This is a genomic window from Saccharothrix sp. NRRL B-16348 (genome assembly GCF_001280085.1).
Classification (GTDB): Bacteria; Actinomycetota; Actinomycetes; order Mycobacteriales; family Pseudonocardiaceae; genus Actinosynnema.
The window spans coordinates 67,148-89,731 of record NZ_LGED01000200.1; the positions used below are offsets into that span (position 1 = coordinate 67,148).

A 22,584-nucleotide genomic window follows, 5' to 3' on the forward strand; every position below is an offset into this window, starting at 1 on the left:
CGCCGCGTCCTGGCGCGAGGGGGGTTGGCTCGCCGGGCGTCCTGCCGTGGCGGGGTCGTTCGCGGATCGGCGGTCGTTCGCGGACTGTGATCGTCAGCGGCTGGGGTCGTTGCGGGTCGGGGTCGGTCGTGGGCTGGGTGGTGGCGGACTGGGGTGGTTTCGGCGGGTCCGCTGGTTTTCAACCGAGGTACGGGAACAGTGTTTCCGTACATTTTCCGGCCAAGATCACCCGATTGTGTTTGGTTGTCGCGAGCCTCGGCGGGTGGGACGCGGGACGGCTTGGGCGGCAGGGTAGCGCGGTCCGCGGGGGTGTGCCGGGTGACCGGCGCGGCTCACGGGGGGCAGGCGGTGCCGTTGGACGGCACCTTCGCGTCCACCAAGAACTCCTCCGCCGCCCTGGTCGCGCACGCCGACTGGCCGAGGGCGCCATGTCCACCGCCCTGCCACCCCACCACGACCCCGGCGGGCAGGGCCTGCGCCGCCCGCTCACCACCCTCACGAGGTGTCACGGGGTCGGTCGCGGTGGTCAGAACCAGCATCGGTGGGGCGCCCACCAGCCTCGGCACCTTCACCGGCTGAGGCACCGGGAACGGGCCGCAGGCCAGCAGTTTGCGTGCGAAGTGAGCGCCGAACAACGGGTGCTTGGTGCGCCAGTCCGCCGTCAGACCAGCCACCCGTTCGGGCGGCACGCGGTTCGTCGTGTCGTTACAGCCGGTGATGATGCCGGCGTCGATGCGTGGCGGGTCCTCGTCCTGCTCCAGCAGCAGCGGCTCGATGAACGCGCTCAGCTTGGCGCCGTCACCGCCCTCCGCCGCCACGATCGCGTCAGCCAACGCCACCCACCGCGACCGGTCCGCCAAACCGGCCAGCACGGCCTCCGTGGCGGTCCCCGGCGTGAGGTCGAAGTCCTCACCGGGCAACGGCTTGTCCCGCAACGAGTCCAGCAACGCCCGGTACCGGTCGGTCGCACCCGAGCCGAGCGGGCAGCCCCGGATCACGCAGTCCTTCTGGAACGCCGAGAACGTCTCCTCCGCCGCCACCGCCCGGGTCTGCGCCACGGCCGTCGTGTCCAACGTCGGGTCCGGCGCGCCGTCGAACACCATCCGCCCGATCCGGTCCGGGAACCGCGACGCGTACAGCGTCAACACCCGCGAACCCTCACCGAGGCCGATGGCGTTCAGGTGCGGCACGCCCAACGCCTCGCGCAGCTGCTCCAAATCGGCCGACGCACGCCACGAGTCCACCGCGGGCAACCGGTTCTCCATGTCGAGCACGCACTCGCGGCTCGCCAACGTGTACGCGTCGACCAGTTCCTCGTTCGACTCCGCACCCGGATCGGCCTCCACGATCCCGACCCGCGCCGCGTCCGGCACGCACTGCACGGGGTCCGACTCGCCGGTGCCCCGCCGGTCGACGCCGATCAGCGTGAACGTGCTCAGCACCGTCGCGGGCAGGCTCGCCGCCAGCCGCGCCGCCTTCAACGTCCCCGGCTCGCCACCGGCCTCGCCGACCACCACCAGCGGACTGCCGCCCGTGCCCACGCGCAGCAGCGACATGCCCAGGTTGCCGCGCCCGGGACGGCTCGGCACGTCCAGCCGCACGGTGAGCTGCGAGCACTCGTACTCCCACGTGCCCGCCGGCGCCGAAGCACCCATCCGGGCACGCGCGGAGTCCGTGCACGACGACCAGGACAGCCCGGGCGCCTCGTAGCTCTCCAGCGGCGGGACCTCGCGGGGACCGGTCGGGACGGTGGCGGACGACGGCTCCTGGCCGTCGCCGTGCACGGCGATCACCGGCCGGGTCGACGGACCCGCGCTGCACGCGGCCAGCGCGCTCAGTGCCACCAAGACGGAAGCGGCGTGACGCCGACGCGGCACAGCGGTCCCCTCGCTCTCTCCCACGGCGTTGATCTCCCGGTGGGCTGGTTGCCCCATAGGTTCGGTGCAGAGCCTCACACAGTCCAGGTGAGACTTCGGTGAGTGGGCTGGGGCAGGATGTCGACGTGGTCACGGTGCACGTCGAAGGCATCCCCGAACGCAGGCTCAGCCGCTCGGGGCCGGTCACGCTCGCCGCCAGGGCGTTCGGCGCGATCCCGCCACCCGCGCTGGTGCTGCTGGGCGTGGTGAGCGTGCAGGTCGGCGCCGCCGTGGCCAAGCAGCTGTTCACCCTGGCGGGCGCCGCGGGCACGGTCACGCTGCGGCTCGTGCTGGCGGCCCTCATCCTGCTGCTGGTGTGGCGGCCGTCGCTGCGGCTGGACCGGCGGACGTACGCGGTGATCGTCGGCTACGGGCTGGTGCTCGGCGCCATGAACCTGAGCTTCTACCAGGCGATCAAGCACATCCCGCTGGGCGCGGCGGTCACCATCGAGTTCCTCGGCCCGCTGGCGGTGGCCGTCATCGGCTCGCGGCGCTGGCTGGACGGTGTGTGGGCGTTGCTCGCGGCGGCCGGCGTGCTGCTGCTGACCAGGGTCGACGGTGGCCTGGCGCTGCCCGGCGTGCTGTTCGCGGCGGGCGCGGGCGCGTGCTGGGCCGGCTACATCCTGCTGACGGCGGCGCTGGGCAGCCGCACGTCCGACGGCAAGGGCCTGGCGCTGGCGATGGTGGTCGGCGCGGCGGTGGCGCTGCCGTTCGGCGTGGCCGAGGCGGGCACGATGCTGCTCGACCCGGTGGTGCTCGTCGCGGGCGCGGCGGTGGCGCTGCTGTCGTCGGTGATCCCGTACTCGCTGGAGTTGGAGGCGTTGCGCAAGATCCCGCCGCGCGTGTTCGGCATCCTGATGAGCCTGGAGCCGGCGGTCGCGGCGCTGGCCGGGTTGCTCCTGCTGCACGAGGCGCTGCGCCCGGCCCAGTGGGTCGCGGTGTTCTGCGTGGTGCTGGCGTCGATCGGTGCGACCCGCACCGCGAGACCGGAGGTGTGAGGGATGGTCCAGAGCAAGGCCGCGACGGTCGAGGAGTACCTGGCGGAGCTGCCGGAGGACCGGCGCGCGACGGTGTCGGCGGTGCGGGACGTGGTCCTGGCGAACCTGCCGGACGGGTACGTCGAGGGCATGCAGTGGGGGATGATCACCTACTCGGTGCCGCTGGAGGTGTCCGGCAAGACGTACAACGGGCAGCCGCTCGCGTACGTGTCGCTCGCGTCGCAGAAGAACTACGTCTCGCTGTACCTGATGGGCGTGTACGGGGAGCGCGAGCAGGAGTTCCGGTCCGAGTTCGAGGCGACCGGGCGGAAGCTCGACATGGGCAAGAGCTGCGTGCGGTTCAAGCGCGTCGACGACCTGCCGCTCGACCTGATCGGACGTGAGGTCGCGCGGCAGGGCGTGGCCGACTTCGTGGCGAAGGCGCGCGCCGCTCAGGGCTGAGGGGGTTTGGGCTGCGGGTCGTCCGGCGGTTCCTCGACGCTGAGCCGGCCGTCGATCAGCTCGTTGCCGCGTTCCTCGAAGATCGTCGCGTAGGTGGCGGAGTACTTGCGGTAGACGGCCAGCACCTCGCCTTCCACCGCGTTCGCCACGTCGGCGCGGAAGTCGTCGCGCAGGTGCCGCATGGTGTTGACGGCGCTGCGCCGCTTCAGGCTGTGCAGGTAGGGCCGGAACGTCACGTTCAACCCGCCCACGACCGCCGTCGTGAGCAGCAGCACCTTGCCCAGCGGCGTCTCGGACGACGTGAATCCCACCGCGAGCACGGCGGGCACGACGATCAGCACCACGGTGTAGAACAGCCCGGTCGTCCGGTGGACGACCCGCCACATCGACAGCCGCGTGCAGTCGTGCCGCATGCGGTCGTCTAACTCCCGGATGAGCGTGTCCACGTCAGCTACTTCGGCCACAACCCACCACGGTACTCACCCGAGCGGTCACGCGGGGCGAACTTCGCCTCGCAGCACCGATTCCACGTCGTAGCGCGCAGGCTGCTCGAGCTGGTCGTAGCGGCACGACGCGGGGTCGCGGTCGGGCCGCCAGCGGCGGAACTGGCCGTTGTGCCGCAGCCGGGCCGGCGCGCCGCCCTCGGTCTGCGAGTACGCGATCTCCAGCACGCGTTCCGGCCGCAGCGGCACCCAGTCGGCGTGCTTGCCGCGCCACCGGTTGATCTCGCCGGGCAGGCGGCGGCCGTCCGGCTCCACCAGCCACGGGTGGTCGTCGGTGGTGATCAGGTCCTTGAACTCCTCGGCCAGCGCCCGCCGTTCGGCCGCCTTGAAGGAGCCGACGACGCCGACGTGGTGCAGGATGCCCGCGTCGTCGTGCAGGCCGAGCAGCAGCGAGCCGACCGCGGTGCCGGGCTCGGTGTCCTTGTGCCAGCGCAGCCCGGCCACCACGCACTCGGCGGTGCGGGCGTGCTTGACCTTGATCATGGTGCGCTTGCCGGGCGTGTACTCGCCCGCGGCGGGCTTGCCGATGACGCCGTCCAGGCCCGCGCCCTCGAACAGCTCGAACCACTGCGCCGCCAGGTCGCCGTCGGTGGTCGCGGGCGTGAGGTAGAGGCCGTCGCCGGGCGTGATCAGGCCCTCCAACGTGGACCGGCGCTCCGTGCCCGGCCGTTCCAGCAGCAGGTCGTCGCCCAGGGCCAGCACGTCGAACGCCACGAAGCTCGCCGGCGTCTGCTCCGCCAGCAGCCGCACGCGGCTCTCCGCCGGGTGGATCCGCTCGGACAGCGCGTCGAAGTCGAGCTTGTCGTCCTTGGCCACGACGAGTTCGCCGTCGACCACGATCCGCGGCGGCAGGGTGCGCCGCAGCGCGGCCTCCGCCTCCGGGAAGTACCGGTTGAGCGGCTTGCCGCTGCGGGACTGGAGGAACACCTCGTCGCCGTCGCGGAACACCAGGCAGCGGTAGCCGTCCCACTTGGGTTCGAACACCAGGTCCGCGCCGGTCGGGATCTTGTCCACCGCGGTGGCCAACATCGGCTGCACGGGAGGGGTCAACGGGAGCGCCACCCGGCCATCCTGCCGGGTGAACGCGCCGGGCGCACGCGTTGACGCTCCCTCTTGGCCAGATCGAGCCGCACGGCGGTCGGGAGGACGTCGACGCCGAGCGCGGTGCGGGCCCGCGACAGCACCAGGCCGTCCAACTCCCGCCACACGTGCCGCACGTCCGCGCCGTGCCGCAGCGTCAGCCGCAGCCGCAGTGCGGGCGTGCCCACCACGGACACCTTCGCGGCGGCCACGCCCGGCAGCTGCTCGGCGTCCGCGCGCACCGCCGCCGCCAGCGCCTTGGCGGTCACGACCACGTCGTCCAGGAACAGGTCGGGGTGCCGTTCGGGGCGGATCGCGCGCCACGCCCACCGCAGCCCGAGGACCACGGCCAGCAGGCCGAGCGCGATCAGCCCGAGCCGGACGGGCAGCAGGTGCCGCCGGGCCCAGTCGAGCACGACCGGGTCGAGCACCGGCCGGTCGACGGCGAAGCGGTGCAGCAGCACGGCGGCGCCACCGACCAGCAGGGCGAGCGCGCCGAGCACGGCGGTCGGCACGCGTCCGGGGCGGTTCGAAGGGTTCACGGGCGGTCCTTGGCCGAGATGCGGTCCTTCGGCGAGATGACGACGACCGACACCTTCGGCCGCACGGGTAGCGGCAGCTCGTCCACCGCCGCCCGCGCCACCTCCAGCAGCCGTGGCCGCAACGACGCCTCGTCGTGCAGGCGGCTGGTCGCCCGGACCCGCACCTTGCGCCGCGACGCGGAGACCGACACGTCCACCACCCCGTCCTCCGCCCGCACCCGGTGCCCGACCACGCGGGCCAACGACGTCGGCGTGGTCACCACCCGCACCCCGTCGGCCGGGTCGTCCAGCAGCACCTGCGCCACCCCGGCCCGTGACGCCACGACCAGCAGGAACAGCCCGCCGACGGCCAGCCACGCGCCGATCACGAGCACCGGCCGGTCCACCCAGGACCAGTCCGGCCAGTCCGGCCACGCGCGCCCGGACCAGTGCCGGGCGACCGCGACGACCAGCAGCGCGCCGGCGGCGGCGAACGCCACCCCGAGCAACGGCGACAGCACCCGCAGCAGGAACCGCACCTACACCACCCGCGGCCGGGTCTCGGCGCGCAGCGCGGACACCGTCACGGCCACCGACCGGACCCGGTAGCCGGTGATCCGCTCGACCTCCTCGGTGACGCGCCGCCGGACGTCCGCGGCGGCCGTGCGCACGGGCGACGGGTAGCGCAACGCCAGCTTCACCGCCAGCTCCAGGTCACCGGCCACCTCGCCGACCTTGACCACCGCGCTCGGCTCCGCGCCGGGCACGAGCCGGACGGCGTGCGCCGCCACCTTCTTCACCACGATCGGGTGGATCTCGAGCGTGCCTCCCGCGTCGGTCACTTGTCGCGGCCCCGGCCGAACAGGTCGCCGAGGTCCAGCTCGCCGTCGAGGACCCGGCCGGCGACCAGGCCGATCACCCCGACCGCCAGGGTCACCAGGAAGGCGGTGAAGCCACCCGTCGCGGCCAGGCCGAGGACCAGGCCCGCCAGCAGGCCCGTTTGCGTCGCGCTCACCAGCTCTCCCACTCCAGATCGGCCACGACGACGTCCACCGGCGCGGCGCCCGCCACCCGCGTCACGCGCGCCCGCAGCTCCGCCACCACCTCGCGGACCGGCCGTCCGGTCCGCAGCACCACCGCCACCTCGACCCGCGCGCCGACCCGGACGCCGAGCACCCGCCGTCCCGGCAGGTAGGAGGCGAACGCGCCGTCCAGCCGCGCCACGTCCGGGTGGGCGAGCACGGCGGCCTCGACGTCCTCCGACACGTCCGTCACTCGACCCGCGACCCCGTCGGCTCGGTCTCCTCGTCCTCCTCGGGCAGGTGGATGTCGTTGACCGCGATGTTGACCTCGATGACCTCCAGGCCGGTGATCCGCTCCACCGACCCGATCACGTTGCGCCGCACGGCCCGCGCCAGGTCGACGATGCTCGCGCCGTACTCGACCACGATGTCCAGATCGACCGCGGCCTGCTTCTCGCCGACCTCGACGGCGACACCGGCGGTGTCCGCGGTGCCCGCGCCCGGGATCCGCTCGCGCAGGGCGCCGAACGCCCGCGACACGCCGCCGCCGAGCGCGTGCACGCCCGAGATCTCCCGCGCGGCGATGCCCGCGACCTTCTGCACGACCGACGACGCGATCGTGGTCCTGCCCTGTTCGGTGTCCTCGGCCAGACGGGCGGTGCCGACCTCCGGCTTGGCGGCGGTGCTCTGCGCCACGGCGGATCCTCTCCGAATCGGTGCGTGCACGTTCGGATGCGGACCGTATCCGGCTCAGGGCGCGGATGTGCCCGGCGTCACCGGATCAGGCGTCACCTTGCGGTACCGCAGGAGGAGGGCGCTGTCGTGGTGCAGCACCGATTCCAGCTCCATCGACCGCGGTGACGGTGGCAGCGGCCCGACCGCGATCCGACCGGCGTCACCGCCCGCGAGCAGCGGGGAGAACGTCACGCACAGCACGTCCACCAGGTCCGCGTCGATCAACGCGCCGAGCACGTGCGGCCCGCCCTCGCAGTCGACCCGGCGCAGCCCGCGCTCGTCCAACGCCGCCAGCGCCAGATCCATGGCCACGGTCTCCTCACCGGCGACGACCACGTCGGCGCCCGCCGCGGCCAGCGCGGCACGCCGCTCCTCGGGCGCGGCCCGCGTGGTGAGGATGATCGGCGGCACGCTGGTGCTGGTCAGCAGCGTGGACGTCGGCTCGATCGAGCACCGCCCCGTGACCACGGCGACCGGCGGCACGGGCGCGAGACCCAGCCTGGCCCGCCGGGACGCGCGCACCTCGCCCGCCTTGACGCCGTGGTAGCCCTCGACCAGGGCGGTGCCCGCGCCGACGAGCACCACGTCGCACAGGTCGCGGCCGAGCATGAACACCTTGCGGTCGGCGTCGTTGCCCAGGCCCTCGGACCGCCCGGCCACCGACACCGCACCGTCCACGCTGGACACGAAGTTCACCTGCACCCACGGCCGGTCGAGCCCGCCGGGGTAGTCGTAGAGCCGTTCCAGCTCGTCGTCGGTGATCTCGCCGGCACGTGGTGGCCACAACATCCGCACCGCCACATCCCAGCACGCCGTTACGATCCGGTCATGTCCGCCCCGCCGCGCCTGTCCGACCGCACCCCGCACGTCGCCGCGGACGAACTGGTGGACGCGATGGTGCCGCCGCCCCGCTTCGACGCGGTCCGCTTCGACACCTACCTGCCCAACCCGGACGAGCCGAGCCAGGCCGCGGCGGTGCGGGCCGGCCGCGAGTTCGCCGAACGCGTGTCCGAGGGCGGCAGCCGGGGCGTGCTCGGCAGGCTGTTCAAGCGGTCGGGCGCCGACGACGGCAAACCCGGGCTCTACCTCGACGGCGGCTTCGGCGTCGGCAAGACCCACCTGCTGGCGTCGGTGTGGCACGCGGTGCCCGGCCCCAAGGCCTACGGCACGTTCGTGGAGCTGACCAACCTGGTCGGCGCGCTGGGCTTCGGCGAGACCGTGCGCCGCCTGTCGTCGCACAAGCTGCTCGCGATCGACGAGTTCGAGCTGGACGACCCGGGCGACACGATGCTGGTCACGCGCCTGATCAAGGAACTGACCGCGGCGGGCGTGTCGGTCGCGGCCACGTCGAACACGCTGCCGGACAAGCTGGGCGAGGGCCGGTTCGCCGCCGCCGACTTCCTGCGCGAGATCCAGTCGATGTCGGCGAAGTTCACCGTGGTCCGGGTCGACGGCCCCGACTACCGCCACCGCGGCCTGCCCGACGCGCCGCCGCCCACGACCGACGAGGACCTGGTGGCCAAGGCGCGGAGCACGCCCGGCAGCACGCTGGACGAGTTCGCCGACCTGTGCGACGCGCTGGCCCGGATCCACCCGTCGAGCTACGGCCGGCTGGTGGACGGCGTCACCGCGGTGCACCTGCGCCACGTCCGGCCCGCGCCCGACCAGGCGGTGGCGCTGCGGCTCGTGGCGCTCGGCGACCGCCTCTACGACCGGGACATCCCGGTGGCGGTGTCCGGCGAGCCGCTCTCGGAGCTGTTCACGGCCGAAATGCTGCGTGGCGGCTACCGCAAGAAGTACCTGCGGGCGGTGTCGCGGCTCGTCGCGCTCTCCCGCTGATCGCGCCTGCTCAGAGCCCCGTTCGGGGTGGTTTTGGGGGTGGGGCGCCGGGTATCCCTCGCGCGTGATGAGCGAAGCGGAACGCCGCACCCTCAGTGAGATCGAGAGCAGACTCGCGGACGAGGAGCCGGGGCTGGCCTCGGCGCTCGTCGCCGGCAAACCCCGGCACCCGGTGCTCAGCTACGCCCTCGTGGCCACGTTCGGGGGCCTGGGCGTGCTGCTGCTGGTCCTCGGCGCGATCGGCCCGGCCCTGGCGTCGCTGGGGTTCGGCGCGCTGCTGCTGCTGATGCGCGGCTACACCTGGCGGTGAGCGGTCACCGCTACGGCACCAGGTGCACCCTGGCCGTGCAGCTGCCCACGCACGCCATCGCGTCGTAGTTCTCCCACCGGGCCGCACCTTCGGCGGGGTCGAGCACGAGCAGCCCGGCGAAGCCGGCGCCCATCAGCCGCAGCGAGCTCATCCGCGTGTAGCCGGTGACGACCCTGGCGTGACCGGGCACGAAGCTGATGGACGGCCGTTCCGCGCGCACCTCGGCCACGTGCTCCGTGAACGTCGGCGAGGTCGACACCGCGACCGACAACGCCTTGCCGGTCAGCCCCTCCACCGCGAGCGCCACGTCCCGCCACGTGCCGCGCACCGGCGAGTCCTCCGTGCCGAGCCCCAGCTCCGACGCGAGCCGTTCCTGGTCGTACCGGTAGCGGTAGAAGTCCAGCAGCACCTGCACGCACGCGGCCAGCGCCCACGCGTCGGTCTCCTGCCGCGGCGTCCGGACGCACGGCGGCAACGTCCGCGTCTCGACCCTGGGCCGCAGCACCTCCTCGACCAGCGCCCGGTCGAACCGCCGCACCACCGGCTCGTCCAGCCCCACCACCTGCGCCAGGTGCGCGAGGTCGTGCACCCGGTGCCGGTACCGCTCGGCGGCGTCCTCCCGCGCGTCGTCTACCGGCCACGGCCGCCGCACCACGGCCGGCGTCGCACGCCCCTCCGGCACGAACGCCACCAGCGGCGCGCCCCAGCACGGCCGCGCCGCCACGTCCACGTACCCGCGGCCCACCGGGTGCCGCCACAGGACCACGTCGCCGGAGTCGCACCGCACCGGCGCCGGCTCGCCGACCGGCACGCCGTCCTCGACGCCCGGCAGCGCCCCCACCGTGGCCAGCACCCCCAGTTGCGCCGCGACCAGCCGTGCCATGTCGCTCGAATCCATCCCCGACATCCTCCCCGCGAACCGCCCGTGATTGAGGGAGTCGCGTCACACTTCGCAGATACTGCCAAATCCGCTGGCCACGGGCGGCGGCCATGACCGACCATGCGCGAGTGGGATTCCTGGACGCGAACGGCCTCGCCTTCCGCCTGCCCGACGGCCGCGAGCTGTTCCGCGACGTGTCGTTCAAGGTCGGCACGAACAGCGTGGTCGCCTTGGTCGGCGCGAACGGCGTCGGCAAGACGACGCTGCTCAGGATCCTGTCGAACGAGCTGACACCCACCGCGGGCAGCGTCCGCGTGCAGGGCGGGCTCGGCGTGATGCCGCAGTTCGTCGGCTCGGTCCGCGACTCCAGCACCGTCCGGGATCTGCTGCTGGCCGCGTCACCCGAGCCGCTGCGCGCCGCCGCCCGGGCGCTGGACGAGGTCGAGCTCCAGCTCATGGAGACCGACGACGAGCCGACCCAGATGCGCTACGCCGACGCGATCACCGCGTGGGGCGAGGTCGGCGGCTACGACGCCGAGGTGCTGTGGGACACGGTCACGGTCGCCGCGCTCGGCGTGCCGTTCGACCGGGCCAGGTTCCGGGAGGTCCGCACGCTGTCCGGCGGCGAGCAGAAGCGGCTGGTGCTCGAAGCGCTGCTGCGCGGCCCGGAACAGGTGCTGCTGCTGGACGAGCCGGACAACTACCTCGACGTGCCGGGCAAGCGGTGGCTGGAGGAACGGCTGCGCGAGACCGGCAAGGCCGTGCTGCTGGTCAGCCACGACCGTGAGCTGCTCGACATCGCCGCGACGCACGTCGTCACGGTGGAGGCGCACTCGGCGTGGACGCACCCCGGCTCGTTCGGCACCTGGCACGGCGCCCGCGCGGCCCGCATCGACCGCCTCGCCGAGCTGCACCGCCGCTGGAACGAGGAGCACGACCACCTCAAGGAACTCGTCCGCACGCTCCAGATCCAGGCCAGGATCAGCGAGGTGATGGCGGCGAAGTACCGGGTGATGCGGGCCAAGCTGGAGAAGTTCGAGGAGGCGGGCCCGCCGCCGGAGCTGCCGACGGACGAGAAGGTGACGCCCCGCCTGCGCGGCGGCCGGACCGGCGTGCGCGCGATCACCGTGGAGAACCTCGAGCTGACCGGGCTGATGAAGCCGTTCGACGCGGAGGTCTTCTTCGAGGACCGGGTGGCCGTGCTCGGCTCGAACGGCTCGGGCAAGAGCCACTTCCTGCGGCTGCTCGGCGGCGGCGACGTCGCGCACACGGGCGTGTGCCGCCTCGGCGCGAGGGTGGTGCCGGGCCTGTTCGCGCAGACCCACCAGCACCCGGAGTGGATCGGCCGCACGCTGGTCGACGTCCTGTGGCACGGCGAGGGCGGCCGCAAGGGGCTCGACCGCGGCGCGGCGATGGCCGTGCTGAGCCGGTACGGCCTGGGCAAGCAGGGCGACCAGCGGTTCGAGACGCTGTCCGGCGGTCAGCAGGCCCGGTTCCAGGTGCTGCTGCTGGAGCTGTCCGGCGCCACGTTGCTGCTGCTGGACGAGCCGACCGACAACCTCGACCTGAACTCGGCGGAGGCGTTGCAGGACGCGCTGGAAGGCTTCACCGGCACGGTCGTCGCGGTCACGCACGACCGCTGGTTCGCCCGCGGGTTCGACCGGTTCCTGCTGTTCCGGTCCGACGGCGAGGTGGTCGAGGTGGACGAGCCGGTGTGGGACGAGACGCGGGTCAAGCGCGCCCGGTGAGGCGATCTACGCTGCCGGACGTGAACGCCGTACGCCTTCCCGTCCGTCGGCCCGCGCACGCGGCGGCCGTGGCGGCGCTCGTGGCCAACGTGCTGATCGTGCTCACCGGCGCGCTCGTGCGGCTGACCGGTTCCGGGCTGGGCTGCCCGACGTGGCCGAGCTGCACCGACGACTCGTTCGTCACCACGCCGGAGATGGGCGTGCACGGGGTGGTCGAGTTCGGCAACCGGGTGCTCGGCATCGTCGTCGGCCTGGTCACGCTGGCCCTCGTGGTCGCGGTGGCCCGGCATCGCGCCCGCCCGCCGAAGTCGCTGCCGCTGGCCGTCGGCGTGCTGGTCGGCGTGGGCCTGCAAGGCCTGATCGGCGGGCTCAGCGTGCGCCGGGCCCTCGCGCCCGAGATCGTCGCCGTCCACTTCCTCACCAGCATGGTGCTGGTCGCGGCGCTCGTCGTGCTGGTCGACCTGCTCGGCCGGCCCGACGCCGTGTCGCGTCCGCCCGCCAACCTCCGGGTCCGGCTGGGCGTGGGCGCGCTGCCCGTGGCGCTCACCGCCGTCATGGTCCTGGGCACGCTGGTGACGGGCAGCGGCCCGCACGCCGGTGACGAGAACGCGCGCCGGTTCGGCTTCGACCCGGCCGACCTGACCGCGGCCCACGTCCTCGCCGTGGTGGTCATGGTCGGGCTGCAGCTCGGCACGGCGGTGCTGGTGCGCAGTCTGGCCGCGGTCGCCCTGCTCGCGCTGTCGATCGTCCAAGGCGTGATCGGCTCGGTCCAGGAGGCGTTGGCGCTGCCGGTGCCGCTGGTGGCGGCGCACGTGGTCACCGCCGCGGTGATCGTCGCGGCGACCGCGCACCTCGTCGTGCGGACGTTCCGGTCCTAGCGGGCGCTCGGCTCGGGCGTGCGGGTCGCCGAGTCACCCGACTCCGTCGGCTCGACGCCCCGCTCGACGAGGTGATCGGTCTCGAACTCGCGTTCCAGCACCCACAACCCCTCTTCACGCCGCCACGACGTCAGCGAGGCGTTGGGCACCACGGTGTTGTGCGCGAACGCGGTCAGGTCGGGCTCGGGCAGGCACTCCAGCAGGTAGCGCAGCAGGAACGCCTGCAGCTCGTGCCCGAACAGCAGCACCCGCTTCCCGTCCAGGTCGCGCAGCAGGGACCGCAGCCGCAACGCCACGTCCGCCCACGACTCGCCGCCCGGCGGTCGGTAGTAGAACTTGCCGAGCCGCCGTTCGCGCGCCCGTTCGTCCGGGTGCCGCCGCGCCACGCCGTGGCTGGTCAGCAGGTCCAGCACGCCGAGTTCGCGGTCGCGCAGCCGTTCGTCGACGCGTGACCGCGGTCGTCCGCTCACGGTGAGCCGCGCGGTGTCGATGGCCCGCCGGTACGGGGAGCAGACCACCAGGTCCGGCCACTGCTCGCGCGGCAGCGCGGCGAACCACCGGCCCAGCGCCCGGCCCTGCCGCTCGCCCTGGTCCGACAGCGGCACGTCCGCGTCGCGCTCGGTGATGTCGATGACCTCGTGACCGGCCGACTCCGCGACCTCGCGCGCCACGTTGCCGGTGCTCTCGCCGTGCCGGATCAGCCCGATCCAGTCCACCCCAAGGGAGTCCACCTGAGCCAACTTAGCCCTCTGTGGCCGCGCCGGCACTCCCTGGCGTTCACCCCGGCGCGGTAGAACCGCGACTCGTGGACGACGTGGACGCGTACTGCGAACGCCTGGCGCCCGGGCTCTGGGCCGAACCGCTCAACGCCGTGAGCAACGCGGCCTTCCTGATCGCGGCGGCCGTGCTGTGGTGGCGCTACCGGCCGCGACCCCGCAGCCTGCGCGCGCTGCCGGTGCTGCTGGCGCTGGTCGGGCTGGGCAGCCTGAGCTTCCACACCGTCGCCGACTCGCTGACCAGCTCCTTGGACGTCGGCTTCATCGCGGTCTACGTGATCTGGTACCTGGTCGTGTTCACGCACCACTACCTGAACGCCCGGTGGGCGGTGGCCTGGCCGGCCGCGCCCGCGTTCGTCGGCCTGGCGGTCGCCACCGCGCCGCTCGGCGCGCTCGTGCCCGGCGGCTCGGGCCTCTACCTGGCGCCGTTCCTGTGCCTGCTGTTCGCCGCGGTGGTCGCGGCGGCGCGTCGGATGCCGTGGCACGACCTGGCGTGGGCCGCCGGCGTGTTCGTGGTGTCGGTGACGCTGCGGACGCTCGACACGCCCCTGTGCGAGGCGTGGCCGAGCGGCACGCACTACTCCTGGCACGTCCTCAACGCCGTGGTGCTGTTCCTGGTGGCGCGGCAGGTCATTCGCGTTCAGCGGGCAGCCGACCCGACTTGACCGCCGCGACCAGCTCCTCGTGGTCGGCGGCCGTCCGGTCGGCGTAGTCCAGCGCGTACCGGGCGATCGCCTCGTCCAGCTCCTCGCCGTCCGCGCAGTACCCGGCCAGCAGCCGGGGGTCGACCGACCGGCTGTGCGCGCGGGCCAGCAGCCCGCCCGCGAGCCGGCCGTAGTCGTCCAGGTCGTCCCGCTTCAACGTGGTCGCGTCGATCTCGCCCTTGCGGTTGCGGAACTGCCGGACGATGTAGTCGCGTCCCTCGATCGTGGTCCAGCCGAGCAGGATGTCGGTCTCCGCCTGCACGAGCCGCGCGCCGTGCACGATCCGCTTGCCCTCGTGCTTGACCGCCGGCGCGCCCAGGAACGGCGCCAGCGCCGACGGCCGCGCCTCCTTCGCCTGCAGCACCAACGCCTCGTCACCGTTGCCGTGCAGCAGGACCAGGTAGTTGCGCCAACCGACGCTGCCCGTGCCGACCACGCGGAACGCCACGTCCGACACGCTGTAGCGCATGATCAGGTTGTACCGCGACTCCCGCAGCGTGTCCACATAGGACGGCAGGGCGTCCACGACGGACTCGGCCGCCTCGGGGGAGATCCGGGACAGCACGGGCGGGTCCTCGACGAACCGGATGTGCTCGCCCTCGCGCCGGGTCCACTTCGCCGCCACCTTGGCGCTCGTGTTCTTGCGCGCCTTCGACGCGGCCTTGGTGAAGTCGTCCAGCAGGTCGTCGGCCTTCGTCTTGGACAACGCCGACTCGTCGCCCAGCGCGTTCCACGACTCCATGAACGGGATCTCGGCCAGGTGCCGGGCCGCGCCGCGGTAGGCGCGCACCGCGTCGGACGCCGCGTCGCGGCAGCCCTTCTCCGACACACCGCCCTCCCGGCCCGCCAGCACCAACGACGTCGCCAGCCGCTTCAGGTCCCACTCCCACGGGCCGGGCAGCGTCTCGTCGAAGTCGTTGATGTCCATCACGATCCGGCCCTCGGGCGTGCCGTAGAGGCCGAAGTTGGCCGCGTGCGCGTCGCCGCACAGCTGCGCGTCCAGCCCGCTGCGCGCGCCGACGGCCAGGTCACCGGCCATCAGCCCGGCGCTGCCCCGGAAGAACGCGAACGGCGAGACGAGCATCCGGCCGATCCGCAGCGGCACGAGGTGCGGCAGGCGGCCCTCGTTCGACGCGTCCACGAACTCGACCACCGACGGCCGGTCCGGCGCGAGCGCCGACGCGCGGTGCGCCTCGTGACCGACCGCCGCCCGCAGCGCGCGACCGTGCGCCAGGACCTCTTCCGGTTCGACCCACTGTCCCAGCGAGACGGCGGCCTGAGCCCGCTTGCGTTCACCCATGCGGGTAAGGATGCGTCACCGGCCGACGGGATACGTGTGCCGCGACACGTCTGTGACCTGCGGTAACGGTGCGTGGTCGGTTGATCCGGATCCGAACCGGGTCAATCGGACACAGCGGTCAACACCTCGCCGATGGCGTCGACACCGCGGTCCAACTCCGCGCGCGTGATCACGAGCGGGGGAGCGACGCGCAGGGTGGTGTCCTGGGTCTCCTTGCACAGCACGCCCAGCCCGGCCAGCGCCTCCGACGCGGCACGCCCGCGCGGCCCGCCGGGCGCGATCTCCACACCGGCCCACAGCCCGCGCCCGCGCACCTCCGCCACACCGCGCCCGACCAGCTCACCCAGCCGTGCGTGCAGGTGGGCGCCCAGCTCGCGGGACCGCTGCTGGAACTCGCCGGTCGCCAGCAGCCGCACCACGGCCCGGCCGACCGCGCACGCCAGCGGGTTGCCGCCGAACGTCGACCCGTGCTCACCGGGCCGCAGCACGCCGAGCACCGCGCGGCTGCCGACCACCGCGGACACCGGCATGATGCCGCCGCCCAGCGCCTTGCCCAGCGTGTAGAGGTCGGCGCGCACGCCCTCGTGGTCCAACGCCAGCAGGTCGCCCGTGCGGCCGAGGCCGGACTGGATCTCGTCGGCGATCAGCAGCACGTTGTGCTCGTCGCACAGGGCCCGCGCGCCCGCCAGGTAGCCCGCGGGCGGCACGACCACGCCCGCCTCGCCCTGGATGGGCTCCAGCAGCACCGCGGCCGTCCGCTCGGTGATCGCGTCGCGCAGCGCGTCCAGCGAGCCGTACTCGACGACCTTGAACCCCGGCGTGAACGGCCCGAAGTCGTTCCGCGCCGTGTCGTCGGTGGAGAACGAGACGATCGTGGTCGTGCGGCCGTGGAAGTTCGACCCGGCGACCACGATCTCGGCCGTGCCGGCCGGCACGCCCTTCACCCGGTACGCCCACTTGCGGGCGACCTTGATCGCCGACTCGACGGCCTCCGCGCCGGAGTTCATCGCGAGCACCATCTCGGTGCCGGTCAGCTCGGCCAGCTCGCGGCAGAACAGGCCGAACTGGTCGTGGTGGAACGCGCGGCTGGTCAGCGTGACCCGGCCGAGCTGCTCGACCGCGGCGGCGACCAGGTCGGGGTGGCGGTGGCCGAAGTTCAGCGACGAGTAGCCGGACAGGAAGTCCAGGTAGCGGCGCCCGTCGACGTCGGTGACCCACGAGCCCTCGCCGTGCGAGATGACGACCGGCAGCGGGTGGTAGTTGTGCGTGCTCCATTCCTCGTCGAGCGCGATGAAGTGCTGGGAGCTCAGTGCTGCGGCCATGGCGGTCATGTCACCACAGTAAGGGGCCTGTGCCAGCGATTTCATCCGTCAGCCGTTGCGCGTCCGTCATGTTCGTTGCGCAATCGAACGCTTTGGCAGTGATTCATTGCGTGGTCGGCAGGCCCATGATCGGCGGGTTACCCTCCGACGATGGCCGACAAGTCCGCGCAGGTCCAGTCGATATCGGAGACCTTCCGGGTGGAGCCGGAGGACTTCGACCTCGCCAAGGTCGACCCGGCCGGGAAGCCGGTCGGGCCGCGGTCGAAGACGGAGGCCGCCGCGGACATGGCGGTGATCGGCCGCGAGCTGGACCGGCTCCAGGAGGCGCTGTACGCCGAGGGCACGGGCGGTGGCGACCGGCGGGCGCTGCTGGTGCTCCAGGGCATGGACACCTCGGGCAAGGGCGGCACGATCCGGCACGTCGCGGGTCTGGTGAACCCGCAGGGCCTGCGCATCGCGTCGTTCAAGAAACCGACCCGGACCGAGTCGCGGCACGACTTCCTGTGGCGCGTCCGCCGCCAGGTGCCGCAGCCGGGTTACATCGGCGTGTTCGACCGCTCGCACTACGAGGACGTGCTGGTCGCGCGGGTGGACAACCTCGTGCCGTCGACCGAGTGGCGCCGCCGGTACCGGCAGATCAACGCGTTCGAGGCGGAGCTGGCCGACCAGGGCGTGACCACGATCAAGTGCTTCCTGCACATCTCGCCGGAACGGCAGCGCGAACGGCTCATCGCCCGGCTGGAGGACCCGCTCAAGCGCTGGAAGTACAACCCGGGCGACCTGGACGTGCGGGCCAAGTTCTCCCGCTACCAGCTCGCCTACTCCGACGCGCTGGTCAAGTGCTCGACGCGGGTCGCGCCCTGGCACGCCGTGCCGTCGGACCGCAAGTGGTACCGGAACTGGGTGGTGGCGCGGCTGCTGCTGGAGGCGCTGCGCGGCCTGGCGCCCGCCTACCCGGAACCCTCGTACGATCCGGCCGTCGAGTTGGCACGGCTCCGGGAAGCCGATCCGTTGCGCTGAGTGCAATCTTCGTTGCGCCTCTTGCTTGTTCACAGTGGTGCACGCCACTGTGGGACCGCCGCGGGCGGTCGAAGCGGAGGTTCGGTGTGGTCTTGGACAGGCGGCGGTTCCTGGGGGCCGTTGGCGTGGGAGCGGGGTTGCTGATGACCGAGGGTGTCGCGCGAGCGGACGAGTCCGAGGAGGACCGCGGCCGGCGGGAGGTCCGCGCCTACCTGGGCACCTACACGTCGTGGGCGGGCGGTGGCACGGGCCTCGGGCTCGGCGCGTACGACCCGCGGACGGGCGGGCTGCGGGTGACCGGCGTGGTGCCGGACGTGCCGAACCCGTCGTTCGTGATCGACGCGGGCCGCTGGGTGTACGCGGTCAACGAGAAGGCCGACGGCGAGGTGACCGCGCTGGCGGTCGGCCCGGACGGTGTGCCGAAGGTGGTCGGCAGCCGGAGCACCGGCGGCGCGGACCCGTGCCACCTGGTGCTGCACCGGGGTTTCCTGCTGTCGGCCAACTACAGCTCGGGCAGCGTGGCCGTGCACCCGGTGCTGCCGGAGGGCGGGCTGGGCGAACGCACGGACCTCGTCGTGCACACCGGCGCCGGACCGGACCCGGACCGGCAGGAGGGTCCGCACGCGCACCAGGTGCTGGCCGACCCGACGGGCGAGTTCGTGCTGGCCGTCGACCTGGGCGCCGACGCGGTGTTCAGCTACCGGCTCAGCGGTGAGGGCAGGCTGACGTCGGCCGCCACGGCGCGCGTGCACGCCGGCGCGGGGCCGCGGCACCTGGCGTTCCACCCGTCGGGCAGGTACGCCTACATCGCCAACGAGCTCGACTCCACGATCGTGGTGGCGAGCTACGACCGCGGCGTGCTCACGCCGGGCCCGAAGGTGAGCACGCTGCCCGCCGGCGCGCCGACCGCACCGCGCAACTACCCGGCGGAGATCGTGGTGTCGGCGGACGGGCGGTTCGCCTACCTGTCCAACCGGGGCCACGACAGCGTGGCCGTGTTCGCGGTGGAACGCGGCGGCGCGGTGCTGAGGCTGGTCGAGGCCACCCCGGTGGGCGGGAAGTTCCCGCGGCACATCGCGCTCGACGCGTCCGGCCGGTTCCTGCTGGCGGCCAACCAGAACTCGGACACCATCACCACGTTCGAGGTGGACCGGAGCACCGGGAAGCTGCGGCTGACGAGCACGTCCGCCGCGCCGATCCCGGTGTGCGTCGCACTGACGAGGTAACTCCCTCCGGGTCAACTTCGGCCGGCGGGACTGTCCACAGTGGTAGGCCCGGTGCATGAAGATGCTCGCGCTCGCGCTGCTGATGGCCATCACACCCGCACCGGCCGCGCCGGAGCTCGTCGCGTTGGGTGACTCCTACGCGGCGGGCCTCGGCGCGGGCGACGAGGCGCCCGACGACTGCCGGCAGAGCCCGCACGCGTACCCGAGGCTGTGGGCGGAACGCCACCACGCGTCCCTGGTGCAGGCCGCGTGCGCCGGCGCCACGACCGACGAGGTGCGCGGGCAGACGGAGCGGATCACGCCGAACGCCACGCTCGTCACCATCACGGCGGGCGGCAACGACGCCGGTTTCGGCGACGTCATGACGACGTGCACGCTGGGCGACGAGGACGAGTGCGTGCGGCGGGTCGACGTGGCCGAGCGGTTCATCCGCGACGAGCTGCCCGGTCGGCTGGACGCGCTGTACGGCGCGGTGGACGACCGGACGTCGGCCGACGTGGTGGTGCTGGGCTACCCGCGGCTGTTCTCGCACGACACGTGGTGCCTGATGAGCGCGCCGAAGCGGACGGCGGTGAACCGGGCGGCGGACGCGTTGGCCGAGGTGACCGGCGACCGGGCGAAGGCGGCCGGTTTCGAGTTCGCGGACGTGCGCGAGGCGTTCGACGACCACGGCGCGTGCGCCGACGACCCGTGGCTGAACGGCCTGGTCCTGATCCCGGTCGACCGCTCCTACCACCCGAACCGGGCAGGCCAGGAGTCCGGCTACCTGCCGGCGCTTAACGACGCCGCTGGGCGGGCGGGTAACCGGTTGGCGGTCGCGACGACCGATTGACCGCGAGGTCGCGTCGATCGTTCGCGTCCTCATTCACGGCGATCACGCTTTTCGATCGTCGGGAATCAGGGCGCGAACGGTCGACTTCCAGGCGACCTCGCCGCCGTCTGCGGAGCAGCGGCAAACTAACACCGTGAATCCCACGAACGGGCTGCGCCAGGTCGCGGCCACCCGCTACGTCACGCCCTTCCGGGAGGGCGGCTCCCTGCCGGGGCTCGTCGAGGCCGACGACCTGGGCATGTACGTGCTCAAGTTCCGCGGCGCGGGCCAGGGCGTGAAGGCGCTCATCGCCGAGATCGTGGTCGGCGAGCTGGCCCGCCGCCTCGGCTTCCGGGTGCCCGAGATCGTGCTGGTCGACCTGGACCCGGAGCTGGGCCGCGCCGAGCCGGACCAGGAGGTGCAGGAGCTGCTCAAGGCCAGCGGCGGGCTCAACCTGGGGCTGGACTACCTGCCCGGCTCGTTCGACTACAACCCGGTGGTGCGCGAGCCGTCCGCGGAGACCGCGACCCGCCTGCTGTGGCTGGACGCGCTCACGCTCAACGTCGACCGCAGCTGGCGCAACCCGAACACGCTGCTCTGGCACCGCGAGCTGTGGCTGATCGACCACGGCGCGTCGCTGTACTTCCACCACTCGTGGCGGCCGGAGAGGTTCCCGGCGGCCACCTACCGGTTCGACGCGGCCGACCACCTGATGCTGCCGTTCGCGGGCGACCTGGCCGAGGTGGACGCCGAGCTGACCGCCCGCGTCACGCCCGACCTCGTGCGCGAGGTGCTGGCGCTCGTGCCCGACGCGTGGCTCGCGCAGGACGAGGCGTTCGGCACACCGGCCGCCGTGCGCGAGGCGTACGAGTCGTTCTTCACCGCCCGCCTGGCCGCGCCGCGGGCGTGGGTCGACGCACTGGAGGCAGCCCGTGCCGCACGTGTTTGAGTACGCGCTGCTGCGCGCCGTGCCGAGGCAGGAGCGCGGCGAGTTCGTCAACGTCGGCGTGCTCGTCTACTGCAAGGACCTGGACTTCCTCGGCGCCCGCGTGCACGTCGACGAACGCCGGGTGCTGGCGCTGGACCCGTTCCTGGACGTGGAGGTGTTGCGGGCCACCCTGGACCACCTGGGGCTGTCCTGCGACGGCGTGCCGACGGCGGGTCCGGTGTCGCGCACGTCGGCGGGTCAACGGTTCCGCTGGCTGACCGCGCCGCGCAGCACGATCGTGCAGACCTCGCCCGCGCACACCGGCCTGACCGACGACCCCGAGGCCGAGCTGGACCGCCTGCTGGCCGCGCTCGTGCTGCCGCCGGAGCACTAGGGTGGGCAACCTCTTGCCGCGCACCGCGTCTTTAGGTGCGAGCAGTGACCGACACACGGACGGGGTCGCTTGATGAGCGCCGGATACCAGCAGGGCGGGTATCAGCAGGGCGGATACCGACAGGGCGGGCAACCGCGGCAGCGCAGGCCACAGGGTGGGCCGCAGCAGGGCGGGTACGGGCAGCAGCCCGCGTACCAGCAGGCCGGACGACGTCCGGCGCCCAAGCGCCGCAAGCCGAGAATCGGGCGGATCATCGGGGTCGTCCTGGTGTTGCTGCTGGCGTTCGGCGTCGGCATGTGGTTCTACGTCGACGGTTCGCTGCGGCGGATCGACGCGCTGACCGACTACGAGGGCAGGCCCGCCGACACGCCGGGCACCAACTGGCTGCTCGTCGGGTCGGACGCGCGCGACGACCTGACCGAGGAGCAGAAGGCCGCGCTGTCCACCGGTGACGCGGGCGGTCGGCGCACGGACACCATCATGCTGCTGCACATCCCGGAGGGTTCCGGGAAGTCCACTTTGGTGAGTGTCCCCCGCGACTCCTATGTGGACATCCCCGGCAACGGCAAGAACAAGATCAACGCGGCGTTCGCGTTCGGCGGGCCGTCGTTGCTGGTGCAGACCGTCGAGGGCGCCACGGGCATCCACGTCGACCACTACATGGAGATCGGCTTCGGCGGCTTCGCCGGGATCGTGGACGCGGTGGGCGGCGTGGACATGTGCATCGAGGAGCCGATGCAGGACCCGTTGGCGGGCTTGGACCTCCAGCCGGGCTGCCAGGAACTCGACGGCGCGCAGGCGCTGGGCTTCGTCCGCTCGCGGGCGTTCGCCACGGCCGACCTGCAGCGGGTGGAGAACCAGCGCAAGTTCCTCGCCGCGCTGACGGACAAGGCGACGAGCTTCGGCACGCTGGCCAACCCGTTCAAGGCGTTCCCGCTGCTGTTCGCGGGCACGGACTCGATCTCGGTCAACTCCGACGACCACCTGCACCACCTCGCGGGCATGGCGTTCGCCATGGGCGGGGGAGTGGACACGGTGACCGTGCCGGTGGGCGGCACGCCGACCGTGCCGGGTGCGGGCTCGGTCGTGCAGTGGGACCGCGACAACGCGCTGCGCCTGTTCGGCGCGCTGGAGAAGGACGAGCCGGTCCCGGCCGACCTCCTCCCGGCGCCGAAGTAGCGCCGCACGGACGGGCCGCCGGGCACACGCACCCGACGGTCGCTCCACGGATC

The 22,584-nt window shown here is 72.9% G+C and carries 27 protein-coding genes; 13 read left to right on the plus strand and 14 right to left on the minus strand.

Annotation, left to right across the window (positions count from 1 at the left end; translation table 11 throughout):
- Positions 1–332 precede the first annotated feature (332 nt).
- Positions 333–1,844, minus strand: a complete 1,512-nt coding sequence (locus ADK67_RS21280) for an alpha/beta fold hydrolase (RefSeq protein ID WP_231648293.1) — start codon at positions 1,842–1,844, stop codon at positions 333–335.
- Positions 1,845–2,002: 158 nt separating this feature from the next.
- Here ADK67_RS21280 and ADK67_RS21285 point away from each other — a divergent pair, with 158 nt between their 5' ends.
- Both ADK67_RS21285 and ADK67_RS21290 read left to right on the plus strand, forming a co-directional pair.
- Entirely contained in the window at positions 2,003–2,914 is a 912-nt protein-coding gene (locus ADK67_RS21285; RefSeq protein ID WP_082403654.1) for an EamA family transporter, read from the plus strand.
- Between the two features lie 3 nt (positions 2,915–2,917).
- Complete coding sequence (locus tag ADK67_RS21290; protein ID WP_053718219.1) at positions 2,918–3,355, plus strand: iron chaperone; 438 nt, start codon at positions 2,918–2,920, stop codon at positions 3,353–3,355.
- Here the strand turns inward: ADK67_RS21290 and ADK67_RS21295 are convergent.
- The 9 genes from ADK67_RS21295 to ADK67_RS21330 are packed head-to-tail and all read right to left on the minus strand — an operon-like array spanning position 3,346 to position 8,005.
- Positions 3,346–3,819, minus strand: coding sequence for a hypothetical protein (locus ADK67_RS21295; protein ID WP_157620696.1), 474 nt, complete (start codon positions 3,817–3,819; stop codon positions 3,346–3,348). The genes ADK67_RS21290 and ADK67_RS21295 overlap by 10 nt on opposite strands.
- A 27-nt stretch (positions 3,820–3,846) precedes the next feature.
- A complete protein-coding gene (locus ADK67_RS21300) occupies positions 3,847–4,920 on the minus strand; it encodes an ATP-dependent DNA ligase (RefSeq protein ID WP_053718221.1) in 1,074 nt (357 codons plus the stop codon).
- Positions 4,905–5,480 (minus strand): hypothetical protein, encoded by a 576-nt coding sequence (locus ADK67_RS21305; protein WP_053718222.1) that lies wholly within the window; start codon positions 5,478–5,480, stop codon positions 4,905–4,907. Before ADK67_RS21305 ends, ADK67_RS21300 begins: the two co-directional genes overlap by 16 nt.
- Positions 5,477–5,998, minus strand: coding sequence for a DUF6286 domain-containing protein (locus ADK67_RS21310; protein ID WP_053718223.1), 522 nt, complete (start codon positions 5,996–5,998; stop codon positions 5,477–5,479). Before ADK67_RS21310 ends, ADK67_RS21305 begins: the two co-directional genes overlap by 4 nt.
- Positions 5,999–6,301, minus strand: a complete 303-nt coding sequence (locus ADK67_RS21315; RefSeq protein WP_053718224.1) for an Asp23/Gls24 family envelope stress response protein — start codon at positions 6,299–6,301, stop codon at positions 5,999–6,001.
- Positions 6,298–6,474, minus strand: a complete 177-nt coding sequence (locus tag ADK67_RS51080) for a hypothetical protein (protein ID WP_157620697.1) — start codon at positions 6,472–6,474, stop codon at positions 6,298–6,300. Before ADK67_RS51080 ends, ADK67_RS21315 begins: the two co-directional genes overlap by 4 nt.
- Complete coding sequence (locus ADK67_RS21320; RefSeq protein WP_053718225.1) at positions 6,471–6,734, minus strand: hypothetical protein; 264 nt, start codon at positions 6,732–6,734, stop codon at positions 6,471–6,473. The genes ADK67_RS51080 and ADK67_RS21320 overlap by 4 nt, the downstream gene beginning before the upstream one ends.
- Positions 6,731–7,177, minus strand: a complete 447-nt coding sequence (locus tag ADK67_RS21325) for an Asp23/Gls24 family envelope stress response protein (RefSeq protein ID WP_053718226.1) — start codon at positions 7,175–7,177, stop codon at positions 6,731–6,733. The genes ADK67_RS21320 and ADK67_RS21325 overlap by 4 nt, the downstream gene beginning before the upstream one ends.
- Before the next feature lie 54 nt (positions 7,178–7,231).
- Positions 7,232–8,005 (minus strand): pyrimidine reductase family protein, encoded by a 774-nt coding sequence (locus ADK67_RS21330; RefSeq protein ID WP_053718331.1) that lies wholly within the window; start codon positions 8,003–8,005, stop codon positions 7,232–7,234.
- A 39-nt stretch (positions 8,006–8,044) separates the two neighbouring features.
- On the opposite strand from ADK67_RS21330, the gene zapE reads away from it, so the two are divergent.
- Positions 8,045–9,055, plus strand: a complete 1,011-nt coding sequence (gene zapE, locus ADK67_RS21335) for a cell division protein ZapE (RefSeq protein WP_053718227.1) — start codon at positions 8,045–8,047, stop codon at positions 9,053–9,055.
- 67 nt (positions 9,056–9,122) lie between these two features.
- Positions 9,123–9,365 carry a DUF3040 domain-containing protein gene (locus ADK67_RS21340; RefSeq protein WP_053718228.1) on the plus strand — a complete coding sequence of 81 codons (243 nt, stop codon included), beginning with the start codon at positions 9,123–9,125 and terminating at the stop codon, positions 9,363–9,365.
- A 10-nt stretch (positions 9,366–9,375) separates the two neighbouring features.
- Here the strand turns inward: ADK67_RS21340 and ADK67_RS21345 are convergent, their stop codons facing one another.
- Positions 9,376–10,263 (minus strand): hypothetical protein, encoded by an 888-nt coding sequence (locus tag ADK67_RS21345; protein WP_053718229.1) that lies wholly within the window; start codon positions 10,261–10,263, stop codon positions 9,376–9,378.
- A 92-nt stretch (positions 10,264–10,355) separates the two neighbouring features.
- Between ADK67_RS21345 and ADK67_RS21350 the strand changes: the two genes are divergently transcribed.
- Together ADK67_RS21350 and ADK67_RS49195 are read left to right on the plus strand one after the other, a co-directional pair.
- A complete protein-coding gene (locus ADK67_RS21350) occupies positions 10,356–11,993 on the plus strand; it encodes an ABC-F family ATP-binding cassette domain-containing protein (protein ID WP_197289553.1) in 1,638 nt (545 codons plus the stop codon).
- Positions 11,994–12,013: 20 nt separating this feature from the next.
- Positions 12,014–12,871: a COX15/CtaA family protein gene (locus tag ADK67_RS49195; protein WP_197289554.1), complete on the plus strand. Its 858-nt coding sequence runs from the start codon at positions 12,014–12,016 to the stop codon at positions 12,869–12,871.
- Here the strand turns inward: ADK67_RS49195 and ADK67_RS21360 are convergent.
- On the minus strand, positions 12,868–13,602 hold the full coding sequence (locus ADK67_RS21360) for a histidine phosphatase family protein (RefSeq protein WP_053718332.1): 735 nt from the start codon (positions 13,600–13,602) through the stop codon (positions 12,868–12,870). The genes ADK67_RS49195 and ADK67_RS21360 overlap by 4 nt on opposite strands.
- A 74-nt stretch (positions 13,603–13,676) precedes the next feature.
- Here ADK67_RS21360 and ADK67_RS21365 point away from each other — a divergent pair, with 74 nt between their 5' ends.
- The gene (locus ADK67_RS21365; RefSeq protein WP_053718232.1) at positions 13,677–14,312 is read left to right on the plus strand and encodes a hypothetical protein; all 636 of its coding nucleotides are present in this window, start codon (positions 13,677–13,679) and stop codon (positions 14,310–14,312) included.
- Here ADK67_RS21365 and ADK67_RS21370 read toward each other — a convergent pair.
- Together ADK67_RS21370 and rocD are read right to left on the minus strand one after the other, a co-directional pair.
- On the minus strand, positions 14,278–15,651 hold the full coding sequence (locus ADK67_RS21370) for a DUF2252 domain-containing protein (RefSeq protein WP_053718233.1): 1,374 nt from the start codon (positions 15,649–15,651) through the stop codon (positions 14,278–14,280). The genes ADK67_RS21365 and ADK67_RS21370 overlap by 35 nt on opposite strands.
- A 101-nt stretch (positions 15,652–15,752) precedes the next feature.
- Positions 15,753–16,982 carry an ornithine--oxo-acid transaminase gene (gene rocD, locus ADK67_RS21375; RefSeq protein ID WP_053718234.1) on the minus strand — a complete coding sequence of 410 codons (1,230 nt, stop codon included), beginning with the start codon at positions 16,980–16,982 and terminating at the stop codon, positions 15,753–15,755.
- A gap of 141 nt (positions 16,983–17,123) precedes the next feature.
- On the opposite strand from rocD, the gene ADK67_RS21380 reads away from it, so the two are divergent.
- From ADK67_RS21380 to ADK67_RS21405, 6 genes are all read left to right on the plus strand, one after another.
- A complete protein-coding gene (locus ADK67_RS21380; RefSeq protein WP_053718235.1) occupies positions 17,124–17,993 on the plus strand; it encodes a PPK2 family polyphosphate kinase in 870 nt (289 codons plus the stop codon).
- 143 nt (positions 17,994–18,136) lie between these two features.
- Positions 18,137–19,219, plus strand: a complete 1,083-nt coding sequence (locus tag ADK67_RS21385) for a lactonase family protein (protein WP_231648294.1) — start codon at positions 18,137–18,139, stop codon at positions 19,217–19,219.
- Between the two features lie 55 nt (positions 19,220–19,274).
- Complete coding sequence (locus tag ADK67_RS21390; protein ID WP_053718236.1) at positions 19,275–20,051, plus strand: SGNH/GDSL hydrolase family protein; 777 nt, start codon at positions 19,275–19,277, stop codon at positions 20,049–20,051.
- A gap of 133 nt (positions 20,052–20,184) precedes the next feature.
- Positions 20,185–20,979, plus strand: a complete 795-nt coding sequence (locus ADK67_RS21395) for a HipA family kinase (RefSeq protein ID WP_053718237.1) — start codon at positions 20,185–20,187, stop codon at positions 20,977–20,979.
- Entirely contained in the window at positions 20,963–21,352 is a 390-nt protein-coding gene (locus ADK67_RS21400; protein WP_053718238.1) for a DUF3037 domain-containing protein, read from the plus strand. The genes ADK67_RS21395 and ADK67_RS21400 overlap by 17 nt, the downstream gene beginning before the upstream one ends.
- 72 nt (positions 21,353–21,424) lie before the next feature.
- Positions 21,425–22,531 (plus strand): LCP family protein, encoded by a 1,107-nt coding sequence (locus tag ADK67_RS21405; protein ID WP_082403657.1) that lies wholly within the window; start codon positions 21,425–21,427, stop codon positions 22,529–22,531.
- Positions 22,532–22,584: the final 53 nt, after the last annotated feature.

Bases quoted from the DNA above. Each gene is read 5' to 3' on its own strand.
- ADK67_RS21370 (WP_053718233.1), bottom strand. From the start codon at position 15,651: ATGGGTGAACGCAAGCGGGCTCAGGCCGCCGTCTCGCTGGGACAGTGG.
- ADK67_RS21340 (WP_053718228.1), top strand. From the start codon at position 9,123: ATGAGCGAAGCGGAACGCCGCACCCTCAGTGAGATCGAGAGCAGACTC.
- ADK67_RS21390 (WP_053718236.1), top strand. From the start codon at position 19,275: ATGAAGATGCTCGCGCTCGCGCTGCTGATGGCCATCACACCCGCACCG.
- ADK67_RS21350 (WP_197289553.1), top strand. From the start codon at position 10,356: ATGACCGACCATGCGCGAGTGGGATTCCTGGACGCGAACGGCCTCGCC.
- ADK67_RS21385 (WP_231648294.1), top strand. From the start codon at position 18,137: ATGACCGAGGGTGTCGCGCGAGCGGACGAGTCCGAGGAGGACCGCGGC.
- ADK67_RS21330 (WP_053718331.1), bottom strand. From the start codon at position 8,005: ATGTTGTGGCCACCACGTGCCGGCGAGATCACCGACGACGAGCTGGAA.
- ADK67_RS21405 (WP_082403657.1), top strand. From the start codon at position 21,425: ATGAGCGCCGGATACCAGCAGGGCGGGTATCAGCAGGGCGGATACCGA.
- rocD (WP_053718234.1), bottom strand. From the start codon at position 16,982: ATGACCGCCATGGCCGCAGCACTGAGCTCCCAGCACTTCATCGCGCTC.
- ADK67_RS21345 (WP_053718229.1), bottom strand. From the start codon at position 10,263: ATGGATTCGAGCGACATGGCACGGCTGGTCGCGGCGCAACTGGGGGTG.
- ADK67_RS21290 (WP_053718219.1), top strand. From the start codon at position 2,918: ATGGTCCAGAGCAAGGCCGCGACGGTCGAGGAGTACCTGGCGGAGCTG.
- ADK67_RS21380 (WP_053718235.1), top strand. From the start codon at position 17,124: ATGGCCGACAAGTCCGCGCAGGTCCAGTCGATATCGGAGACCTTCCGG.
- zapE (WP_053718227.1), top strand. From the start codon at position 8,045: ATGTCCGCCCCGCCGCGCCTGTCCGACCGCACCCCGCACGTCGCCGCG.